Source organism: Dechloromonas hortensis (assembly GCF_009469765.1).
Taxonomy (GTDB): domain Bacteria; phylum Pseudomonadota; class Gammaproteobacteria; order Burkholderiales; family Rhodocyclaceae; genus Azonexus; species Azonexus hortensis.
The window spans coordinates 90,377-110,791 of the sequence record NZ_SSSQ01000013.1; the positions used below are offsets into that span (position 1 = coordinate 90,377).

Genomic DNA, 20,415 nt, shown 5'->3' on the forward strand with positions numbered 1-20,415 from the left:
GGTCTGGTGCTGTTTGCCATTTCTCGCTGTGGGAGAGAAAGATGCACATCATGGAAGGCTTCTTGCCCTTCTCGCATGCCGTCGGCTGGACGCTCGCCGCGACGCCTTTCGTCGCCGGCGGCCTGCTGACGATCCGCCGCCGCATCCGCGCCAAGCCGGAACAGCGGATGCTGCTCGGCGTCGCCGCCGCCTTCGCCTTCGTCCTTTCGGCGCTGAAACTGCCTTCGGTCACCGGCAGCTGCTCGCACCCGACCGGCACCGGCCTCGGCGCGCTGCTTTTCGGGCCGGCCGCGATGGCGCCGATCGGTGCCGTCGTCCTCCTTTTCCAGGCGCTGCTGCTCGCCCACGGCGGCCTGACCACGCTCGGCGCCAACATCTTCTCGATGGCCGTGGTCGGCCCTTTCGCCGCCGCCGGCGTCTTCAAGCTGGCCCGCGCCCTGAAAGCCTCCTTCGCGCTCAGCATCTTTCTCGCCGCCAGCCTGGCCGACCTGCTCACCTACGTCACGACCTCGGCCCAACTGGCCTGGGCCTTCCCCGATCCGACCGGCGGCTTCATCGCCTCCTTCGCCAAATTCGCCGGTATTTTCGCACTCACCCAGATTCCCCTGGCGATCAGTGAAGGCCTGCTCACCGTCGTCATCTTCAACGCCCTGGCCCGCTTCAACCCGCAGGAACTGCAGGACATGAAGCTACTGCCGGCCGGCGAGGCGCAGGCATGAAGCGCCACCAGAACGCCCTGCTGCTGCTCGCCGTCGTGCTGCTCGCCGTCCTGCCGCTGTGGCTGGTCGACAAACCGGCAAGCGGCGCCAGCATCTTCGCCGGCGCCGACAACAAGGCCATGGAACTGATCGGCCAGATCGCCCCGACCTACCAGCCGTGGTTCGCGCCGCTGCTCGAACCGGCCAGCGGCGAGATCGCCTCGCTGCTCTTTGCCGTGCAGGCGGCGCTTGGCGCCGGCTTCATCGGCTATTACCTCGGCGTCTCGGTGACCCGCGAAAAGCTGCGCCGGGCCGCAGCGCAAAACCCGGAGAAAACCGCCGGTGCTGATTGAGCAGGCCGCCTACGCCAACCGCTGGCGCGCGATTTCGCCGGCCGCCAAGGGGCTCTTCGCGGCTGCCGGCTTCGTCGCGGTTTTTGCCGCCGGCCGGCCGTTGACCGCCGCCCTCGTCGCCGGTGGCCTGGCCCTGCTCACCGTGGTTGGCGCCGGCATTCCGGCCGCCCGTTACCTGCGCGTCGCCGCCCCCGCCCTGTTCTTTCTCGCCCTGGGCAGCCTGTCGCTGGCTTTTTCGCTCGACGTCAGCGCCGGCGCACCGCACTGGCGCCTCGCTCCGGGCGGCCTCGACCAACTGGCCGAAACCGGCAGCCGCTCGCTCGGCGCCCTGGCGGCGCTGCTCTTCCTGGTGCTGACGACGCCGCTCAGCGACCTGATCGGGCTGCTGCGCCGCCTGAAAGCGCCCGAACTGCTGCTCGACATCATGGTGCTCTGCTACCGCACGCTGTTCGTCTTTTCGGCCGCCGTGCACGACACCTTGACCGCCCAGTCGGCCCGCCTCGGCTACGCGACGCCCCGCCTCGCCCTGCGCTCGCTCGGCCAACTGGCGGCCAACCTGACGCTGCAGGTGTGGCAGCGCGCCGCCGCCCTGCACGTCGCCGCCCAGGCCCGCAACAACGACGGCCCGCTGTGTTTCCTCACCCCGGATTTTGCCGACAGCCGGCGCCACTGCGCGCTGGCCGGGCTGGCCGGCCTCGCCCTGATCAGCCTCGCGGTGAGCCTGCGATGAACGACTGCCTGCTCGAACTGCAGCAGGTCAGCTACCGTTATCCGGACGGCAGCCTGGGCCTGAACGACTGTTCGCTGGCCATCCGGCGCGGCAGCCGCAATGTGCTGATCGGCGCCAACGGGGCCGGCAAGACCACCTTGTTCCAGCACGCCAACGGCCTGTTGCGGCCGCAGACCGGCGTCGTGCGCTACGCCGGCGCCGCCGTCGATTACGGGCGGGCCGGTTTGCGCCGGCTACGCAGCCGGGTCGGCCTCGTTTTCCAGAACCCGGACCGCCAGCTGTTCTCGGCCAGCGTCGCGGAGGATGTTTCCTTCGGCCCGCTCAATCTCGGGCTCGATACCGCCAGCGTCCGCCGGCGCGTTGCCGATGCGCTGGCAGCGGTCGGCATGGGCGAATTCGGCGGCCGGCCGGTGCATAACCTGAGCTTCGGCCAGAAGAAGCGCGTCTGCATCGCCGGCGTGCTGGCCATGCAGCCGGAACTGCTGATCCTCGACGAGCCGATGGCCGGCCTCGACCATGCCATGCAGCAGGAACTGCTGGCCGTGCTCGACAAGTTGCACGGCCGCGGCATCACGCTGCTGCTGGCGACACATGACATCGACTTCGCCTACCGCTGGGCCGAGCGCATTCACCTGATGGCGGCCGGTCGCTGCACCGCCACGCTGGCCGCCGGCGAACTGGGCAGCCATGGCGCGGAACTGGCCGCCGTCGGCCTGCCGCTACCGGAAATCATCACCCTGCAGCGCGCCCTGGCCGGCCAAGGCCTGCTGCCGGCCGGCGCCCGACCGCGCTGCGCCGCCGACCTGCTCGCTGCACTGAACCAAACCAAGGAAAGCCCATGCCAATTTGCCCTGATTTGACCGTCGACCGCCGGACTGTGCGCCGGAGGCCAGCCTGATGGCCGGCAAGATCTGGTTCGTCGGCGCCGGCCCCGGCGACCCCGACCTGATGACCGTCAAAGCCCGCCGCCTGCTTGAGCAGGCAGGTGCCGTGCTGTTCGCCGGCTCGCTGGTCGACCAGGCGGCGACGCTGTACGCGCCGGCCGGCTGCGTCATCCGCGACTCCAAGGACATGACGCTGGAAGAAATGACGGCCTGGCTGCTCGACCAGGCCAGCCGGCACGCCACCGTGCTCCGCCTGCAGACCGGCGACCCCGGCCTCTACGGCGCGCTGATCGAGATGACGCGGCCGCTGACGGCGGCCGGCATCGAGTGGGCGGTGGTGCCCGGCGTCTCGTCGGCGATGGCCTCGATGGCCGCCGCCGGCGAGACGCTGACCCTGCCCGAAGTGACGCAGACGGTGATCCTGACCCGGGTCGCCGGGCGGACGCCGATGCCGCCGGGCGAGGACCTCGAATCGCTGGCCGCGCACAAGGCGACGCTCTGCATCTACCTGTCGATCACGCTGCTGCACAAGGTGCAGGACGCGCTGCGCGCCGCCGGCTGGGCCGAGGACGCACCGATGCTGGTCGTCCAGAAGGCGAGCTGGCCGGGCCAGGAAAAGATCATTCGCGGCACGCTGGCCGACATCAAACAGAAGTGCCAAGCCGAGAAGGTCGGCAGCCAGGCAATGATCGTCGCCAGCCCGACGCTGGGCGCTGCCGACTGGACCGACCTCGCCCGCTCGAAACTCTACGACCCCAGCTTCACGCACCGCTTCCGCAAAGCCACGGAGACTCCCCATGCATAACGACACCACCCTGCTGCTGGTCGGCCACGGTTCGCGCAACCGCGACGGCAACAAGGAAATCCTGCATTTCGCCGCGCAGTGGCGCGAGCGCCACCCGGACTGGCGGATCGAGGTCTGCTTCATCGAGCACGCCGAGGTGCTACTCGACGACGGCCTCGACCGCGCGGCGAAAAACAGCCGCCAGGTCGTCGTCATCCCCTTCATCCTGAATGCTGCCGGCCACGTCAAGATGGAACTGCCGGCGGCGCTGGAAGCCGCCCGCCTGCGCCACCCCGGTATCGACTTCGCAGTCACCCGTCACCTCGGCATGGGCCGCGAGATTTTCGCCGTGCTGCAGGGCCAGCTCGACCGCCTGATGAAAGTGCTGGCCATGCCGGACCCGCAGACCACCGGCGTCATCCTGCTCGGCCGCGGCTCGTCCGACGCCGGCGCCAACGGCGAACTGGCCAAGATGGTGCGCTGGGTGTTCGAAGCCAACGACCACGAACTGGTCGACCTGGCCTTCACCAGCATCACCTGGCCGCGCCTGGAAACGGTCGTCCAGCGCCAGGTCCGGCTCGGCATGACGCAGATCTGCGTCGTCCCGGTCTATCTGTTCACCGGCGTGCTGATCGAGCGCATCAAGGGCCAGCTCGAACGCCTGCAAAGCCAGTACCCGCAGGTCGCCTTCGCGCTCGGCACCCACTTCGGCTTCGACAAGGGCATTTTCGACCTGCTCGACAGCAAGGTCGGCGGCAATGAACTGCCCGAAGGCAGCCTGCTCGAATGCGACGGCTGCAAGTACCGCGAAGCGGCCGAGGCCGAACACCTGCACGACCACAGCCACACAGCCACCGGCGGCTGCGGCCACGCCCATGGCCACGACCATGGCCATGAGCACCACCACGATCACGCCCCCGCCACCCACTGCCAACACGCCCACGCCTGAATCGCCATGACCGCCAATATCGTTACCGAACAACTGACCGCCGCCGGCCGTGCCATCGAGCACGACTCCTTCGCCATCATCGACGCCGAAGTCGGCCCGCACGACTACAGCGCCGAGCAATGGCCGCTGGTGCGCCGGATGATCCACGCCAACGCCGATTTCGAATTCAACGGCCTGACCCGCTTCCATCCGGCCGTGATGCAGGCCGGCCTGGCCGCCGTGCTCAAGGGCGGCACGCCGATCGTCGCCGATGTCGAGATGATCTGCGTCGGCCTCTCGGCGCCGCGCCTGAAGCATTTCGGGATGACCACCCACCACTACATTTCCGATCCGGACGTCATCGAGCAGGCCAAGGCCGAGGAAACCACCCGCGCCGTCCAGGCCATGCGCAAGGCGCACCGACTGGGCAAGCTCGACGGCGCCATCGTCGGCATCGGCAATGCGCCGACCGCACTGATCGAAATCGTCCGCCTGGTTCGCGAAGAAGGCGCCAAACCGGCGCTGATCGTCGGCATGCCGGTCGGCTTCGTCTCGGCCGCCGAATCGAAGGACCTGCTGATGACCCTGCACGACATTCCCTGGGTTGCCATTGCCGGCCGCAAGGGCGGTTCGACCCTGGTCGTCGCCGCCATCCACGCCCTGCTCGGCCTGGCCGAAGCCGAGCAAAAACGGGCAGCATGAGCGACAGCAGCGACGCCAGCGCACCGGCCAAGGTCCGCAAGGGCGACGGCCGGCGCGAACGCGGCAACCGCACCGGCTTCACGACCGGCACCTGTTCGGCGGCGGCGGCACGGGCGGCGACGCTCGGCCTGCTGCTCGGCGAAGTACCGGCCAGCGTCGTCTGCCGCCTGGCCAACGGCAGCGAGGCGACCTTTGCCGTGCACGAAAGCCGGATCGAGGGTGAGGGCGAGGCGCGCATCGCCCACGCCGTCATCGTCAAGGATGCCGGCGACGACCCGGATGCGACGCACGGCGCCCACATGACGGCCGCCGTCCGGCTACTGCCGCACCGCGTCGGCGAAATCGTCCTCAAGGGCGGTTTCGGCGTCGGCCTCGTCACCAAGGACGGCCTCGGCCTCGAAGTCGGCGGCCCGGCGATCAACCCGGTGCCGCAACGCAATATCCGCGACAACGTGCGCGCCGTCGCCGACGAGATGCTGGCGGTGGACGGCCTGGAAGTGACCATTTCCGTACCGGGTGGTGACGAGATGGCGAAGAAGACGCTGAACGCCCGGCTCGGCATCCTCGGCGGCATTTCCATCCTCGGCACCACCGGCATCGTCCGTCCCTATTCGACCGCCGCCTTCCGGGCCAGCGTCGTCCAGGCCGTCGATGTCGCCGCCAAGCAAGGACAGACCAGCGTCGTGTTCACCACCGGCGGCCGCACCGAGAAATTCGCCATGCGCCAGTTGCCGGACCTCGACGAATCCTGCTTCGTGCAGATGGGCGACTTCGTCAAGGCGGCCTTCCAGTCGGCAGTCAAACGCGACTTTCCGAAGGTCTATGTCGGCGCCATGGTCGGCAAGCTGACCAAGATGTGCCAGGGCCTGGCCGTCACCCACGCCTGGAAGGCCGAGATCGACCGCGACCTGCTCGCCGAGTCGGCGCGGGAAGTCGGCGCCCCGGCCGATCTGGTCGAGGAAATCCGCGCCGCCGAAACCGCCCGTTTCGCCGCCGAACGCCTGGCCGGCCTCGGTCTCACCGTCGCCTTCCACCGCGCCCTGGCGAGCAAGGCGATCCGCAGCCTGAAAGCCTGTTACCCCGGCCCTTACCACCTGACCATCCTCGTCTGCGATTTCGAGGGACAGTTCATTTGCCGTCTGGAAGAAGATGAAGCCTACTGAAAACTGCTGCCTGCTCGGCATCCTCGATGACGGCTGGGCCGGCCTGGCCGACAGCGCCCGCCAGCGGCTGGCCACGGCCGATGTCGTGATCGGCGCCGGGCGCACGCTAGCCCTGGTCCGCCCGCACCTGGCGGCCGACGCCGAACTGAAGGACATGGACGGACTGCTCGGCCAGGTCCCGGGCTGGATCGTCGCCGCCCGCGCCGCCGGCCAGTCGGTCGTCGCGCTGGCCACCGGCGACCCGCTGTGCCACGGTATCGCCTCCTGGCTGACCGGCAAGCTGGGGGCCGACGGCTTCGCGATCATCCCCGCCGTGTCCACGCTGCAACTGGCTTTCGCCCGTTTCAAAACGCCCTGGCAGGACATCAGGATTTCGACCTGCCACTCGGCCGATGCCGGCGAATGGTTCGTCGGCGCGACGCCGGCGCACGGCCTCTACAAGCTGATGCGGGCGATTGCGCTGCACCCGCGCGTCGCGCTGTTCACCGGCCCCGACAACAACCCGGCCCGGCTGGCCCGGGCGCTGATCACCGCCGGCTACGGCGACGACGTCACGATGTCGGTGGCCTGCCGGCTGCTGCTGCCCGATGAAACGATCCATCGCGCCATGCCGGCGGTCGACGTCGCAAAAATGGCTTTTCCCGAACCGAACGTCGTGCTCGTCGAACGCCAGCCGGATGTCGGCCGCCCGACCTTCGGGCTGGAGGATCTCGAATACATCCAGCGTTCGCCCGAGAAAGGCCTGATCACCAAGCAGGAAGCGCGCGCCCTGTCGCTGGCCAAGCTGCGCCTCGCTCCCGACGCCATCGTCTGGGACATCGGTGCCGGCTCCGGCTCGGTCGGCCTCGAATGCGCCCGCCTCGCCCCGCACGGCCATGTCTGGGCGATCGAAAAGAACGAAGGCGATGCCGCCAACGCCCGCGCCAATGCCGCTCGCTTCCGGGTCGGCAATTACACGCTGTGCGAAGGCAAGGCGCCGGCCCTGCTCGACGGTTGGCCCGACCCGGACGCGGTGTTCATCGGCGGCTCGGGCGGCGAACTGGGCGAGCTGATCAAGCTGATCCTCGGCCGCCTGAAGCCCGGCGGCCGGCTAGTGATGAATTTCGTCACGATTGAAAACCTGGCGGTGGCGACGGCTACGCTGAAGGAAGCCGGCGCTGCCTGGGACGTCGTCCAACTGCAGGCCAGTCGCAGCCAGCCCATTCTCGACATGCACCGACTGGCCGCCCAGAACCCGGTGTGGATCGTTACCGCAAGCAAGGAATAAGGCATGTACTCCTCAACCTTCATTTTCGGCAAGAAACAGTTCGATGAGCGCTTTCACCAACTCGATCAAGCCATCGCCGAGACAGCCAAGAGCATTCCTGGCTATCTCGGCGAAGAAGCCTGGGAAAACCCGCAAACCGGTCTGTTCGCCAACGTCTATTACTGGGAATCGCTGGCGGCGCTGCAGGCTTTGATGCATCACCCCAAACATCTTGAAGCCAAGCAGGCACAGGCTGAATGGCTGGATGGCTACGAAGTCATCGTTTCCCAAGTATTGCGCACTTATGGCGACGGCAAGCTGGAAGGGCTGCCGACTGCCCAAGGACGCACCACCGGAGCTGCCGCGTGAGTGAGCTGGAGACCCATCGCTTGAAGCTGCGCCAGTGGCAACAGAAGGATTTCGCTTCCTTCGCAGCGATGAATGCCGATCCGCAGGTCATGGCTCATTTTCCCGCGCCGCTCGACCGGGCGGCCAGCGATGCGCTGGCCATTCGCTGCCAGAGCCTGATCGAACAGCAAGGCTGGGGGTTCTGGGCAGCGGAAATCAAGGCCACCGGCCAATTCATCGGCTTTGTCGGCCTGCACACGCCAATCGCCGAACTGCCGTTTTCCCCCTGCGTCGAGATCGGCTGGCGACTAGCGCATCCTTTCTGGCAGCAGGGTTACGCCAGCGAAGCAGCACGTGCAGCGTTGTGCTTCGGCTTTAACGAGCTGGCACTGGACGAGATTGTCGCCTTCACCAGCGTGGGCAACCTGCGCTCGCAGGCAGTCATGGAAAGACTGGGCATGCACCGTGCGGCAGAAAACTTCCAGCACCCCGCATTGCCGGTTGCCCACCCCTTGCGCGAACACTGTTTATACCGCCTCGCCCGAAGCACCTGGCAAACCACTTCACCAATGTGAATCAATCGAACGAAAGAATCCGTATGACTGAACCCAAACGCTACGGCAAGCTGATCGGCGCCTCGCTCGGCCCGGGCGACCCCGAACTGATCACCCGCCGCGCCTGGTCGGTGCTGCAGTCCGGCGCCCGCTGGCTGTACCCGGTCAAGAAGGCCGAGGAATCGTCCTACGCGCTGTCCATCGTCGAACGCGGCGGCCTCGCCGTGCCGGCCGACGCCGAGGAATTGGTCTTCCCGATGACGCGCGACGCCGAGATCCTGGCCAAGGCCTGGGCCCGCGCCGCAGTGCGCACCGTCGAACTGCTCGGCGAAGGGCGCGACCTGGTCTTCCTGGTCGAAGGCGATGCCTCGACCTTCGCTACCTTCGGCCACCTTGCCCGCGTCGTCCGCGAGCTGGTGCCGGAAATCGCCGTCGAGACCATTCCCGGCGTTTCCTCCTTCGCCGCCGCCGCCGCCATCACCGGCACGACGCTGGCCGAAGAGGACGAGACCTTCGCCATTATTCCCGCCGCCTACGGTGTCGAAGTCATCGACCACCTGCTCGACGAATTCGACACGCTGGCCCTGCTCAAGGTCAAGCCGCTGGTCGACGAAGTGATCGACCTGCTCGAGCAGCGCGACCTGCTCGCCAGCTCGGTCTTCATCGAAAAGGCCGGGGCGCCGGACCAGCGCATCGTGCGCGACGTCGCCAGCCTGAAGGGAGAGAAGGTCAATTACCTGTCGCTGATGCTGGTCCAGAACCCGAAACGGGTGCGCGGCGAACTGCGCCGCGGCTGCCGCAAGCGCCAGGCCGCCAAGACCGAAGAATCGGCGATCAGCGAAGCCGTCATTCCCGCGTAGGCGGGAATCCAGAAAAGACGCTGGATTCCGGGTCAAGCCCGGAATGACAACACAACAACACCGAAAACGGACCCCATCCCCATGAGAATCGCAGTTGTTTCCATCACCAAACACGGCATCGCGCTGGCCGGCCAAGTCGTTGCCGCGCTGTCCGGCGCCCAGCTCTTTAGCCCGGAAAAATTCCGCAGCGAAGCCGAAACCGCCGCCCCCGGCGCCGCCCATTGCTATGAAGGCAAGGTCGGCGACCAGGTGCCGGCGCTGTTCGCCGCCTTCGACGGCATCGTCGCCATCGTCTCCCTCGGCGCCGTCGTCCGCCTGATCGCGCCGCACCTGAAGAACAAGGAAAGCGACCCGGCCGTCGTCGTCATCGACGAAGCCGGCAAGTTCGTCATCCCGATGCTCTCCGGCCACCTCGGCGGCGCCAACGCGCTCGCCGGCCACCTCGCCACCGCCCTCGGCGCGACGCCGGTGCTGACCACCGCCTCCGACGCCCGCCAGACCCTGGCCGTCGACCTGCTCGGCCGCGAACTGGGCTGGACCTTCGAAGCGACGCACGACGAAATCGTCCGCTGCAGCGCCGCGGTGGTGAACGACGAAGCAGTGGCGCTGGTCCAGGAAGCCGGCAGCGAAGACTGGTGGAGCCGCCACGCCAATGGCCGCAGCGGCCCGCTGGCCGCCAACATCCAGCGCTTCGCCCGGCTCGAGGACGTCGATATCGAGCGCTTCGCGGCGGTACTGTGGATCAGCGAACGGGCCCTGCCGGCCGAACTGGCGGCCCGCCTCGCCGGCAAGCGGGTGGTTTATCGGCCGGGGCCGGTTCTGACCTGACATGCTGACTAGCGACTTTCTCGTGAACACGACCAGCGCCGGCACAGCGCCCCCTGCCCCTTCGCGAGCGCCGAGCAGCGCAGCCCGGCCGGGGGCCGTCGGCTCGCAATGTTTGAGCCGCAGGCGAGTTTTGCGAGCCGCCCGGTCGGGCGAGCAGCGCAGGGGACCGGGCCAACGGCCCGGCGCGAACGCAGGGGTCGCCTTTCTTTGCGTACTTTCTTTGGCGAAGCAAAGAAAGTGCGACGCCGCTCAACGGCGGAAAGCAACGCCTGAAACCGGGGGACGGCCGGCATGAAGGTTACCCTCGGCCTCGGCTGCGACCGCGGCACCCCCGCCACCACCATCACCCAATGCATCATCGAGGCGCTGGCCAGTTGCGGCCTCGGCCTCGACGACGTGCGGGCGGTGGCGAGCATCGACCTCAAGGCCGACGAGAACGGCCTGCTCGCCGTCATCCAGAACAACGGCTGGTCCTGCGTGTTTTACCCGGCGAGCGTACTTGCTGCGGTCGACGTGCCGAATCCGTCGGAAACCGTCCGCAAGTACACCGGCACCCCCTCGGTCTCGGAAGCCGCCGCACTACTCGCAGCCAACGCCGACCTTTCTCATCTGCTTATCGAAAAACACAAGTTGCGCGGCCCGGACGGACGCAACGCCACTGTCTCCATCGCGAGGATTCCCCAATGAACGCCCCTGAAACCCAGCAAAAACACGGAAAAATCATGCTCGTCGGCCTCGGCCCGGGCAGCAACGACCACCTGACGGCGCGCGCCCGGGCGGCGATCGCCGAGGCCGACACGATCATCGGCTACGTCACCTACATCCGCCTGGTCGCCGACCTGGTCGAGGGTAAGGAAGTCATCAAGAAGTCGATGACCGAGGAACTCGACCGCGCCATCGAGGCGCTCGACCGTGCCCGCCAGGGCAAGAAGGTGGCGCTGATTTCCTCGGGCGATGCCGGTGTCTACGGCATGGCCGGGCCGACGTTCGAGGTGCTGTTCCAGGCCGGCTGGACCCCGGATTCGGACATCGAAGTCGAGATCGTGCCCGGCGCCTCGGCGCTCAACACCTGTGCCGCGCTGGTCGGCGCACCGCTGACTCACGACTTTTGCGCCATTTCGCTGTCTGACCTGCTGACACCGTGGCCGACCATCGCCCGCCGGCTCGATGCCGTCGCCTACGCCGATTTCGTGGTCGCCCTCTACAACCCGAAGAGCGGCCGCCGCACCCAGCAGATCGTCGAAGCGCAGCGCCTCTTCCTGCGCCACCGCGATCCGCAGACGCCGGTCGCCATCGTCAAGTCAGGTTACCGCCCTAAGCAGCGCATCGAATTCACGACGCTGGACAAGATGGCTGAGGCCGACATCGGCATGCTGTCGACGGTGCTGATCGGCAATTCCAACACCTTCATCAAGCACGGCCTGATGGTGACGCCGCGCGGCTACGCCAACAAGTACGCCGTCGAAGATGGCGAGCGCAACACGCACGCCGGCGAACAAGCCGGCCGTTCGCTGTCCACCGGCCTCAACGGCTGGATGGCGAGCATTCAGGCGAGCGGCCGCAGCGCCGCCGAGCTGGCCGCCGAGCACCGCCTGCCGGAAGACTACATCGCCGCCGTACTGGCCACGGAAATACCGGCAGAAGGCGAAGCCAACGAGATCGAGGCATGAGCGAAGTCGTCAAGCCGAAAATTGGCGGCTACAAGCGCCACCTGTTGATCTGCACCGGCCCGCGCTGCACCGCCAACGGCGAAGCGCAGGCGCTGTTCGACAGCCTCGGCGCCAAGTTCAAGGCGGCCGGGCTGGAGGCCGGCGAGTTGCGCGTCAAGCGTTCGCGCGTTGGCTGTTTCGCCGCCTGCAAGGGCGGCCCGGTGCTCTGCGTGCAGCCGGACGGCACCTGGTACTACAACGTCACGGACGCCAACATGGATCGCATTGTTGCGGAGCACCTGCAGCACGGCCGCGTCGTCGAGGATCTGGTTTTTCATCAGGGGCCAAACGGCGCCTGAATCATGGCCGCTAACGCCGTCCGGCGCGCTAGCAAGGCCAGCACCATCGCCGGACAAACAGCAACAGGTGCCGCGGGTTTCGTCAGAAGCCCGGGGTGAAACGGGAACGGGGTGCGCGGCACGAACTGCCGCAATGCCCCGGCTGCCCCCGCAACGGTAAGCGAGTGCGGATGCATCACGGTGGCTTGCAAGCAGCCACCAGTCACTGGAAGGCGTGGCATGGCCGCAAGGCGATGGGCGCGAAGTTTCCGGGAAGGCGATGCATCAAGACTTGCCAGCCCGGAGACCGGCCTGTTGTCGAGTGCCGTGCCGAACCGTCGGCCGGCAAATGCAATGGACTGTCTGCGGGGTTGCGGATGGCTGCGAAAACACCCTGCCGCAAGGCGTGGACCGCAGCATCCCGGGCAGACGGTCGTTTACTGGAGTTTGACCATGCAACACCCCCTGTTCTACCCGACGGCGCTCGCCGTCGCCCTCGCCCACCTTGGCCACGCCCAGGCCGCCGGCCTGCCGACGCTGCAGGAGATCGTCGTCAGCAGCGGCAGCCAGGACCTGACCGGCGTCGCCGACTCGGCCAACGAAGGCACGGTCACCGCCAAGCAACTGGCCAACCGCCCGCTGCTGCGCCCGGCCGAAGTGCTGGAAACGGTGCCCGGCATGATCGTCACCCAGCACTCCGGCGACGGCAAGGCCAACCAGTACTTCCTGCGCGGCTTCAATCTCGACCACGGCAGCGATTTCGCGACCCAGATCATGGGCATGCCGGTCAACATGGTCAGCCACGCCCACGGCCAGGGCTACATGGACCTCAATTTCCTGATTCCCGAACTGGTCGGCACCATGAAGTACCGCAAGGGCGTCTATGCCGCCGAGGACGGCGACTTCGCGACCACCGGCAGCGCCCGCATCGACTACCTGCGCCGGCTCGACAAGAGCTTCGTCGATATCGGCCTCGGCCAGCACAACTATCGTCGCCTGCTTGCCGCCGGCGGTCATCAACTTAACGACCTCAACCTGATTGGCGCCATCGAGGTGGCCGGCAATGACGGCCCGTGGGAGCAGGCGGAAAATCTCGAAAAGTACAACGGCGTGCTGCGCCTGACGTCCGGCACCGCCGCCAACGGTTTTTCGCTGACCGGCATGCTCTATCAGGCGGACTGGACAGCGACCGAGCACGTCCCGGAACGCGCCATCGCCAGCGGCGAGATCGGTCGCTACGGCGCGCTGTCGGCCAACGACGGCGGCCACACGCACCGCTACAGTCTGGCCGGCGACTGGGCACAAACCGGGGCCAACGGGGCGAGCAAGGCCAGCCTCTATGTTGTCGACTACGGCCTCAACCTGTTCTCGGCGCCCTCCGGCTACATCAGCGGCAGCCAGGGCGACCAGCACGAACAGGCCGACGAGCGGACAACCTGGGGCGGCCAGGCCAGCCACAGCTGGTTTCTCGGCCCCAATTGGAAGGACACCGAAATCACCGCCGGCCTGCAATTGCGCCATGACCGGATCAGCAAGGTCGGCCTGTACACCACCGAAAACCGCCGGCGGACCGGCACCGTCCGCGAGGACCGCATCGACGAAACCGCCGTTGCCGCCTTCTTCGCCGCCCGCACGCAATGGAACGACTGGCTGCGCACCAACCTCGGCCTGCGCCGCGACCAGATCCGCGCCCAGGCCACCGCCCTCGGCGGCCAGTACAACATGGACAACGGCGGCTCGGTCGACGCTGGGCAAACCAGCCCGAAACTCGGCGTCGTCTTCGGCCCCTTCAATCTGCTCGGCCAGACCGAGTTCTACGCCAACTGGGGCCACGGCTTCCACAGCAACGACGCGCGCGGCGCGACGGCCCGCACCAACCCGCAGGACGGTTCGACGACCGAGGCGGTGCCGCTGATCGTCAAGGCCAAAGGCAGCGAACTCGGCATGCGGGCGGCGCCACTGCCCGGCTGGAACAGCAGTCTTTCAGTCTGGCAGATGGAACTCGCCTCCGAGCTGGTCTTCATCGGCGACGAGGGGATTACCGAACCGAAGGGTGCCTCGCAGCGGCACGGCGTCGAATGGTCGAACTACATCACGCCGGCCGATGGCTGGATCATCGATGCCGACATCGCCTGGTCGCAGGCCCGCTTCAAGCAGGCCAACCCGGATAACGGCGGCCGCCATGTGCCGAACGCCATCCCCCTCACCGCCTCGCTCGGCCTCAGCGCCGACCACGGCGGCGCCTGGTTCGGCGGCCTCCGCCTGCGCTACCTCGGAGCCTACGCGCTGGAAGAAAGCGGCGAGCAAAAATCGACGCCGTTCTGGATCGCCAACCTGAAAGCCGGCTACCGCATCAACCCGCAGTTGCAACTGACCCTCGACGTGCTCAACCTGTTCGACAAGCAGGCCAACGACATCGAATACTGGGGCGGTTCATGCACGCGCAGCGAAACACTGGGCGGCACCTGCGGCGGAGGCATCGACGGCCGACTGGTGCACCCGCTGGAACCGCGCACCTTCCGGATCGGGTTGCGCGCTACTTTCTGAGGCTGAACGGGAGTCTCGTTCAAGCAATGAAAGCCACAGTATTGATTGCAAAGAACCGCCGAAAGGCGGTTTTTTCATGGTCGGCAATCGGCTGCCACAAGCGGACAATCGCGATTGCTATGCAATTTCAATTCCGGCAGGATGCCGCTAATCTTCAATGCACTCACAAGCCACCTTATGAAGGACACAACTGTCCACTCTCTCATCATTGCGCGCACTCTGCTAGAGCGATCCGCGTCATTATGTGCGTCAGACGATAGGTATCTCGCTTCAGCAGGCCTAGTGATCCTCCAAGATGCTTTGGAGGGTGTTTTCTATGCTTTGCTAATAGAAAATGGCGTCGATGAGGCGAAAAATCTCGAACGAAAGAGCTTCGATGATCTCATCGGAGAACTGAAATCCGCTGGAATACCTGTACCAAAGTCCGGAACATTGAAAGCGTTAAACAAACAACGCGTACTCACCAAACATTACGCACAGGTTGCCGAACCCACGACTGTCCGTGTCTACTTTGAAGCAGCCAGAATTGCGATTGATGCCACCTGCAAGAATGTACTTGGCCGATCACTACAGGATCTATTCATCGCAGACCTACTGGCTGAAAGCGAATCTAAGGACTATCTAAAATCCGCAGAGCTGGCTATCGCAAAATGCCTCTTTTTGGACGCTCTAATTGAAATACGCAAAGCAATATTTGTAGAGTTCGAGCAAGAATATAGCGTCTATGGATGGCAAGACTACGACCCGCAAAAGAAAGAAGGTCTGGTGGCGTCAGCTTTCCGCGGAGGGTGGAGAGCCCCGGCATGGGCCCGAAACAAAGACTGGATCGAGAATTACGTTAAGGTTCCGACAGACTATATTCAGATCGACCAGCAAGATTTGCGGCTTCAAGCCATGGAACTCGGTATCCATACCGTTGAGCTTCAGAATTTGCAGCGTCTAACACCAGTTGTTTTTAGAACTGTAAAAAACGCCGGTTGGTCGGTAACCTACGATGCCAGTTTTCCAGGCAACAACGCCAGCGAAAGCAACGCTAAATATTGCCTAGATCGTGCTGTTTGGATCGTTCTAAAAAAGCAGGAACACGCTGGTGCTCGGCGCGAACCGTCCCAGGATGTCCCGTTTGATCCTCCTCCGATCTACATTGACAACGTTATATTCGAAAGTCCTTCCTCGCAATCAAAGCACGTTCATGTCGTATCCACGGGTTTCACGTACACAATCCATCGCATAGTTGGTGGATTCAACCCCGCAGAGATTTTCTATGAAATCTCGGCTACCTCGGATGAACAATCCGAAAAGACGTTGCTCGGAGGATCAAAGTACCATTTCAAGGGCTACTTGCTGCAATTACCTGAAAGGAACTAACTCCTTAATGAAATCAGATCAGCCCAACAGATTGAAACTGCTTTGGTTATCTTTGACGCGAAAGTCTGCCTTCTGGAAAGTTATCTGGCTGTAAAGGGCGCAACTCAGTCATTGAAATTCCAAATGCCATGAAATGAGCGAACAACCCGAATCATCTGGCCCGATGCCGTACTTCACGCGATGAAATCTGGCATTCCAGAGGTAAAGTCAGCCGGTCGACTGCTCAGACAAGGCAAAAACAAAGGCCCGACAGTGTCGGGCCTTTTTACTGGAACAACGAAAGCCGGCGCTCAGTCCGCGGCTTCTGCCACCCGCCGGGCGCGGACGGCGGCGGCCAGCTGGTCGAGCACTTTCAGGCTGTCGTCCCAGCCGATGCAGGCGTCGGTGACGCTCTGGCCGTAGGTCAGGTCCTTGTCCGGCGACAGGTCCTGGCGGCCTTCGACGAGGTGGGATTCGACCATGACGCCGACGATGCGCTCCTCGCCGGCCGCCAGCTGGGCGGCGACGCTGTCGCTGACTTCCATCTGCAGCTTGTATTGCTTGCGGCTGTTGCCATGCGAGAAATCGACCATCAGGCGGGCGGCGAGGCCGGCCTTGGCGATTTCCTGGCCAGCGGCATCGACGCTGGCTGCATCGTAGTTCGGTTCCTTGCCGCCGCGCAGGATGACGTGGCAGTCCTCGTTGCCGACCGTCGACACGATGGCGGTGTGGCCGGATTTGGTCACCGACAGGAAGTGGTGCGGCGAATTGGCGGCGCGGATGGCGTCGACCGCGATCCGCATGTTGCCGTCGGTGCCGTTCTTGAAACCGACCGGGCAGGACAGGCCGGAGGCCAGTTCGCGGTGCACCTGCGACTCGGTGGTGCGGGCGCCGATGGCGCCCCAGGCGATCAGGTCGGCGGTGTATTGCGGCGTGATGGTGTCGAGGAATTCGGTGGCGCAGGGCAGGTCCATCTCGTTGATTTCGAGCAGGATGCGACGGGCCAGGCGCAGGCCTTCGTTGATGCGGAAGGTGTTGTCTAAGCGCGGATCGTTGATCAGGCCTTTCCAGCCGACCGTGGTGCGCGGCTTTTCGAAATAGACGCGCATGACGACGACCAGGTCGTCGGCGTACTTCTCGGCTTCGCGGGCCAGTTTCTTGGCGTAGTCCATCGCCACGTCGTAGTCGTGGATCGAGCAGGGGCCGATGACGACCAGCAGGCGGTCGTCGGCGCCGTGCAGGATGCGATGGATGGCTTGGCGGGCGGTGTAGGTCGTCTGCGCCGCACGGTTCGATACCGGATATTCGCGGAAGACGTGCGCTGGCGGGACCAGCTCCTTGATTTCCTTGATGCGAACGTCGTCGGTATTCGGTTTGTTCTGCGGCGTCATGGCCAGCCCCAATCAGAAAATGCTGAAAACCCAGCATTCTACCGGATGCGCGGCCCGGATTTCGAGCCCGCCCCGGTGCCGCGCCTCAGCGGCCGAGCTTTTCGTACAGCCCGACCGTGCTTTCCATTTCTTCGAGGATGCGTTCGCTGGTCGTCGCCACCGCAGTCTGCGCCCGCTTGTCGCCGGCGGATTTCTGGTTCAGCGCATTTTCGAAGAAGAACCACTGCTGGCGGACTAGTTCCAGCGCATCCTTGATCTGCTGCGTATTGGCCGGGGCCGCCGAGAGTTCCTGCTGGGCCGCGGCAAACTCCTTGCGCGCCTTGTCCAGTTCGGCGGCGCTGTTCATGTCGCCGATGCCCCAGGCCATCGCCTGATAGAACTTGGCCATGCGTTGCGACAGCATGCGCTGCCGGCCGGAAACATTGACCAGCCGCCCGGACTGGCTGGCCGACTGCTTTTCCAGTTGGACCGTGCCCTGGTGAGCGAGGGCCAGTACCTGTTCGGAAATTTCCAGCACCTTGCGACCGTTCGCCACCGACGGCGTCGTGCCGAGCAGGACGTCCTTGTAGGCCAGCCAGACTTTTTCCAGCTTCAGGTAGGTGTCCTTGATTTCGGCGGTCGGCGCGTAGTTCTTCAATTCGACCAGCTGGCGGTCGAACTGGGCGATCGAGGCGTCGAGCAGCTTGCTTGAGCGCTCGACTTCGATCTGCTGGCCGATCTGGAAATAGGCCTTGGCCATGCGCTGCGACAGCATGCGCTCGCGGCCCGCCTTGTTGATTGCCGAATGAAGATCGCCGATCTGGGCCAGCGCTTCGCCGCCGGCGGCGGCAAAAATACAGGCCGCCAACACAAATTTGCACAAGGACTTCATGGCATCTCCGCAATGTCAGGCGTTTTCAAGGCCTGACAATGTAGCGGCCGCCCTAGCGGCTATCCATGATGTCCATCAACATTGTCACAACAATGACAAAAGATTAAGGCAACTGGCCCAGGTAATTGGTCAGCGCCGTGATGTCCTCGTTTTTCAGACTCGCCGTCGCAATCGACATCAGCTGGTTGTTGCGTTCGCCGGTGCCGTCGCGATAGCGCATGATTGAGGTCCGCAGGTAGGGCTGCTTCTGGCCGGCCAGCCGCGGAAAGGTCTCGTTGCCATGGGCCTGCTCGCCGTGACAGCGGGAGCACAGCTTGCCGAACAGCACCTTGCCCTGCGCCGCTTGCGCCGCATCGCTGCGCGACGGCAGTACCGTGGTGCTGGCGTAGAACAGCGCAATCTGCACCCGCTCCTCGTCCTTCAGAACCTTGATCAGGCCCTGCATGAACGGATCCTTGCGTTCGCCGCTACCGAACTTGCGCACCTGTTCGAGTAGATAGGCCGGGTTCTGGCCGGCCAGATTGGGAATTTCCGGCGACTTGCTGACGCCGTCTTCGCCGTGGCAATTGGCACAAAAGAAGGAGGCTTTCTTACCGGCTTCGACGGCGGCCTTGAGTGCCGCCGGGTCGGCCTGGATGGCCTTCAGACGATCCTGGGCGGCCGGCTGGGCCAGAGCGGCGCCGCAGAGCAGCCAGGCGGCGAGAGCAAGGAGTGTTTTCATCGGCAATCCCATGACAAGAATATGGAATTATGCCGTTCCGCCCACCGTCAGTCCATCAATACGCAGCGTTGGCTGGCCGACGCCGACCGGCACGCTCTGCCCGTCCTTGCCGCAGGTGCCGACGCCGGGGTCGAGCTTGAGGTCGTTGCCGATCATCGAGACGCGGGTCAGCGCGTCCGGCCCGTTGCCGATCAGCGTCGCCCCCTTGATCGGCCGCGTCACCTTGCCGTCTTCGATCAGGTAGGCCTCGCTCATCGAGAAAACGAACTTGCCGCTGGTGATATCGACCTGGCCGCCACCGAAATTGGCAGCGTAGATGCCCTTCTTGACCGACTGGATGATCTCCTGCGGATCGTGCTTGCCGGCCAGCATCATGGTGTTGGTCATGCGCGGCAGGGGCAGGTGGGCGAAGGATTCACGGCGGCCGTTGCCGGTCGGGGCGACGCCCATCAGGCGGGCGTTCAGGCTGTCCTGCATGTAGCCCTTGAGAATGCCGTCCTCGATCAGCACGGTGCGCTGGGTGGTGTTGCCTTCGTCGTCAATGTTCAGCGAACCGCGGCGGTCGGCAATCGTGCCATCGTCGATCACGGTGACGCCTTCGGCCGCGACGCGCTGGCCGAGGCGGCCGCTGAAGGCGGAACTGCCCTTGCGGTTGAAGTCGCCTTCGAGGCCGTGGCCGACCGCTTCGTGGAGCAGGATGCCGGGCCAGCCGGAACCGAGCACCACCGTCATCTGGCCGGCCGGGGCCGGCTCGGCATGCAGGTTGGTGACCGCCTGATGGACGGCTTCCTTGGCGTAGCGCTGGAGGATTTCGTCGTCGAAATAGCCGAAGTCGAAACGTCCGCCGCCGCCGGCGCTGCCCTGCTCGCGCTTGCCGTTTTCCTCGACGATGACCGAGATCGAACAGCGGACCAGCGGCCGGATGTCGGCAGCCAGCCGGCCATCGGAGCCGGCAACGAGGATCACTTCGTACTCGCCGGCCAGCGAGGCCATGACCTGCAGCACGCGCGGATCGAGAGCGCGGGCGAAATTTTCCAGGCGTTCGAGCAGCTTGACCTTGGCCTCCGCCGGCAGCGAGGCGATCGGGTCGTGCGGCACGTACAGGTTGCGCGCTGCGGCGCCGTGCTTCAGCGCCGGCAGCTTGCCGCTCTGGCCGGCCGCGGCAATGGCGCGCACGGCATTGGCGGCGTCGCCGAGGGCATGCGAACTGATGTCGTCGGAGTAGGCAAAGGCCGTCTTTTCGCCGGAGATGGCGCGCACGCCGACGCCCTGATCGATGTTGAAGCTACCCGACTTGACGATGCCTTCGTCGAGGCTCCAGGCCTCGGAACGGGAATACTGGAAATAGAGATCGGCGTAATCGACCTGATGCGTCAGGATCTGGCCGAAGGTGCGCGACAGATCGCCTTCGGTCAGCGAGAAGGGCGCGAGCAACAGGGATTCGGCTTGGGCCAGGGCGCTGTTAGGATTCAT

General features: G+C 65.1%; 22 protein-coding genes and 1 riboswitch. Of the genes, 18 read left to right on the forward strand and 4 right to left on the reverse strand.

What is annotated here, in order from left to right; all coding sequences use genetic code 11:
• The first annotated feature begins 41 nt into the window (after positions 1 to 41).
• From GH663_RS17545 to GH663_RS17630, 18 genes are all read left to right on the forward strand, one after another.
• Positions 42 to 719: an energy-coupling factor ABC transporter permease gene (locus tag GH663_RS17545; RefSeq protein WP_153132957.1), complete on the forward strand. Its 678-nt coding sequence runs from the start codon at positions 42 to 44 to the stop codon at positions 717 to 719.
• Positions 716 to 1,051, forward strand: a complete 336-nt coding sequence (locus GH663_RS17550; protein WP_153132958.1) for an energy-coupling factor ABC transporter substrate-binding protein — start codon at positions 716 to 718, stop codon at positions 1,049 to 1,051. Before GH663_RS17545 ends, GH663_RS17550 begins: the two co-directional genes overlap by 4 nt.
• On the forward strand, positions 1,041 to 1,781 hold the full coding sequence (gene cbiQ / locus GH663_RS17555; RefSeq protein WP_153132959.1) for a cobalt ECF transporter T component CbiQ: 741 nt from the start codon (positions 1,041 to 1,043) through the stop codon (positions 1,779 to 1,781). The genes GH663_RS17550 and cbiQ overlap by 11 nt, the downstream gene beginning before the upstream one ends.
• Entirely contained in the window at positions 1,778 to 2,641 is an 864-nt protein-coding gene (locus GH663_RS17560) for an energy-coupling factor ABC transporter ATP-binding protein (protein WP_153132960.1), read from the forward strand. The genes cbiQ and GH663_RS17560 overlap by 4 nt, the downstream gene beginning before the upstream one ends.
• Before the next feature lie 37 nt (positions 2,642 to 2,678).
• Positions 2,679 to 3,470, forward strand: a complete 792-nt coding sequence (gene cobM, locus GH663_RS17565; protein ID WP_153132961.1) for a precorrin-4 C(11)-methyltransferase — start codon at positions 2,679 to 2,681, stop codon at positions 3,468 to 3,470.
• Positions 3,463 to 4,398, forward strand: a complete 936-nt coding sequence (locus GH663_RS17570; RefSeq protein ID WP_153132962.1) for a sirohydrochlorin chelatase — start codon at positions 3,463 to 3,465, stop codon at positions 4,396 to 4,398. The genes cobM and GH663_RS17570 overlap by 8 nt, the downstream gene beginning before the upstream one ends.
• Before the next feature lie 6 nt (positions 4,399 to 4,404).
• Entirely contained in the window at positions 4,405 to 5,079 is a 675-nt protein-coding gene (locus tag GH663_RS17575; protein ID WP_153132963.1) for a precorrin-8X methylmutase, read from the forward strand.
• On the forward strand, positions 5,076 to 6,242 hold the full coding sequence (locus GH663_RS17580) for a cobalt-precorrin-5B (C(1))-methyltransferase (RefSeq protein ID WP_153132964.1): 1,167 nt from the start codon (positions 5,076 to 5,078) through the stop codon (positions 6,240 to 6,242). The genes GH663_RS17575 and GH663_RS17580 overlap by 4 nt, the downstream gene beginning before the upstream one ends.
• Entirely contained in the window at positions 6,229 to 7,509 is a 1,281-nt protein-coding gene (gene cbiE / locus GH663_RS17585; protein WP_153132965.1) for a precorrin-6y C5,15-methyltransferase (decarboxylating) subunit CbiE, read from the forward strand. The genes GH663_RS17580 and cbiE overlap by 14 nt, the downstream gene beginning before the upstream one ends.
• A gap of 3 nt (positions 7,510 to 7,512) precedes the next feature.
• A complete protein-coding gene (locus GH663_RS17590) occupies positions 7,513 to 7,857 on the forward strand; it encodes an antibiotic biosynthesis monooxygenase family protein (protein WP_153132966.1) in 345 nt (114 codons plus the stop codon).
• Positions 7,854 to 8,411, forward strand: a complete 558-nt coding sequence (locus GH663_RS17595) for a GNAT family N-acetyltransferase (protein ID WP_246181629.1) — start codon at positions 7,854 to 7,856, stop codon at positions 8,409 to 8,411. Before GH663_RS17590 ends, GH663_RS17595 begins: the two co-directional genes overlap by 4 nt.
• Before the next feature lie 23 nt (positions 8,412 to 8,434).
• The gene (gene cobI / locus GH663_RS17600) at positions 8,435 to 9,250 is read left to right on the forward strand and encodes a precorrin-2 C(20)-methyltransferase (RefSeq protein ID WP_153132968.1); all 816 of its coding nucleotides are present in this window, start codon (positions 8,435 to 8,437) and stop codon (positions 9,248 to 9,250) included.
• Positions 9,251 to 9,331: 81 nt separating this feature from the next.
• A complete protein-coding gene (locus tag GH663_RS17605; RefSeq protein ID WP_153132969.1) occupies positions 9,332 to 10,078 on the forward strand; it encodes a cobalamin biosynthesis central domain-containing protein in 747 nt (248 codons plus the stop codon).
• 291 nt (positions 10,079 to 10,369) lie between these two features.
• Complete coding sequence (locus tag GH663_RS17610; protein ID WP_153132970.1) at positions 10,370 to 10,765, forward strand: cobalamin biosynthesis protein; 396 nt, start codon at positions 10,370 to 10,372, stop codon at positions 10,763 to 10,765.
• Positions 10,762 to 11,748, forward strand: a complete 987-nt coding sequence (gene cobJ / locus GH663_RS17615; RefSeq protein ID WP_153132971.1) for a precorrin-3B C(17)-methyltransferase — start codon at positions 10,762 to 10,764, stop codon at positions 11,746 to 11,748. Before GH663_RS17610 ends, cobJ begins: the two co-directional genes overlap by 4 nt.
• On the forward strand, positions 11,745 to 12,086 hold the full coding sequence (locus GH663_RS17620) for a (2Fe-2S) ferredoxin domain-containing protein (protein ID WP_153132972.1): 342 nt from the start codon (positions 11,745 to 11,747) through the stop codon (positions 12,084 to 12,086). The genes cobJ and GH663_RS17620 overlap by 4 nt, the downstream gene beginning before the upstream one ends.
• 53 nt (positions 12,087 to 12,139) lie before the next feature.
• Positions 12,140 to 12,395, forward strand: a riboswitch (cobalamin riboswitch).
• 123 nt (positions 12,396 to 12,518) lie between these two features.
• Positions 12,519 to 14,612, forward strand: coding sequence for a TonB-dependent receptor (locus GH663_RS17625; RefSeq protein ID WP_153132973.1), 2,094 nt, complete (start codon positions 12,519 to 12,521; stop codon positions 14,610 to 14,612).
• Positions 14,613 to 14,894: 282 nt separating this feature from the next.
• The gene (locus GH663_RS17630) at positions 14,895 to 15,980 is read left to right on the forward strand and encodes a hypothetical protein (RefSeq protein WP_153132974.1); all 1,086 of its coding nucleotides are present in this window, start codon (positions 14,895 to 14,897) and stop codon (positions 15,978 to 15,980) included.
• Between the two features lie 290 nt (positions 15,981 to 16,270).
• Here the strand turns inward: GH663_RS17630 and aroG are convergent, their stop codons facing one another.
• From aroG to tldD, 4 genes are all read right to left on the reverse strand, one after another.
• Complete coding sequence (gene aroG, locus GH663_RS17635; RefSeq protein ID WP_153132975.1) at positions 16,271 to 17,350, reverse strand: 3-deoxy-7-phosphoheptulonate synthase AroG; 1,080 nt, start codon at positions 17,348 to 17,350, stop codon at positions 16,271 to 16,273.
• An 85-nt stretch (positions 17,351 to 17,435) separates the two neighbouring features.
• A complete protein-coding gene (locus GH663_RS17640) occupies positions 17,436 to 18,221 on the reverse strand; it encodes a type IV pili methyl-accepting chemotaxis transducer N-terminal domain-containing protein (protein WP_153132976.1) in 786 nt (261 codons plus the stop codon).
• A 103-nt stretch (positions 18,222 to 18,324) separates the two neighbouring features.
• Positions 18,325 to 18,942, reverse strand: a complete 618-nt coding sequence (locus tag GH663_RS17645) for a c-type cytochrome (protein WP_066882568.1) — start codon at positions 18,940 to 18,942, stop codon at positions 18,325 to 18,327.
• A 27-nt stretch (positions 18,943 to 18,969) separates the two neighbouring features.
• Positions 18,970 to 20,415 (reverse strand): metalloprotease TldD, encoded by a 1,446-nt coding sequence (gene tldD / locus GH663_RS17650; RefSeq protein WP_153132977.1) that lies wholly within the window; start codon positions 20,413 to 20,415, stop codon positions 18,970 to 18,972.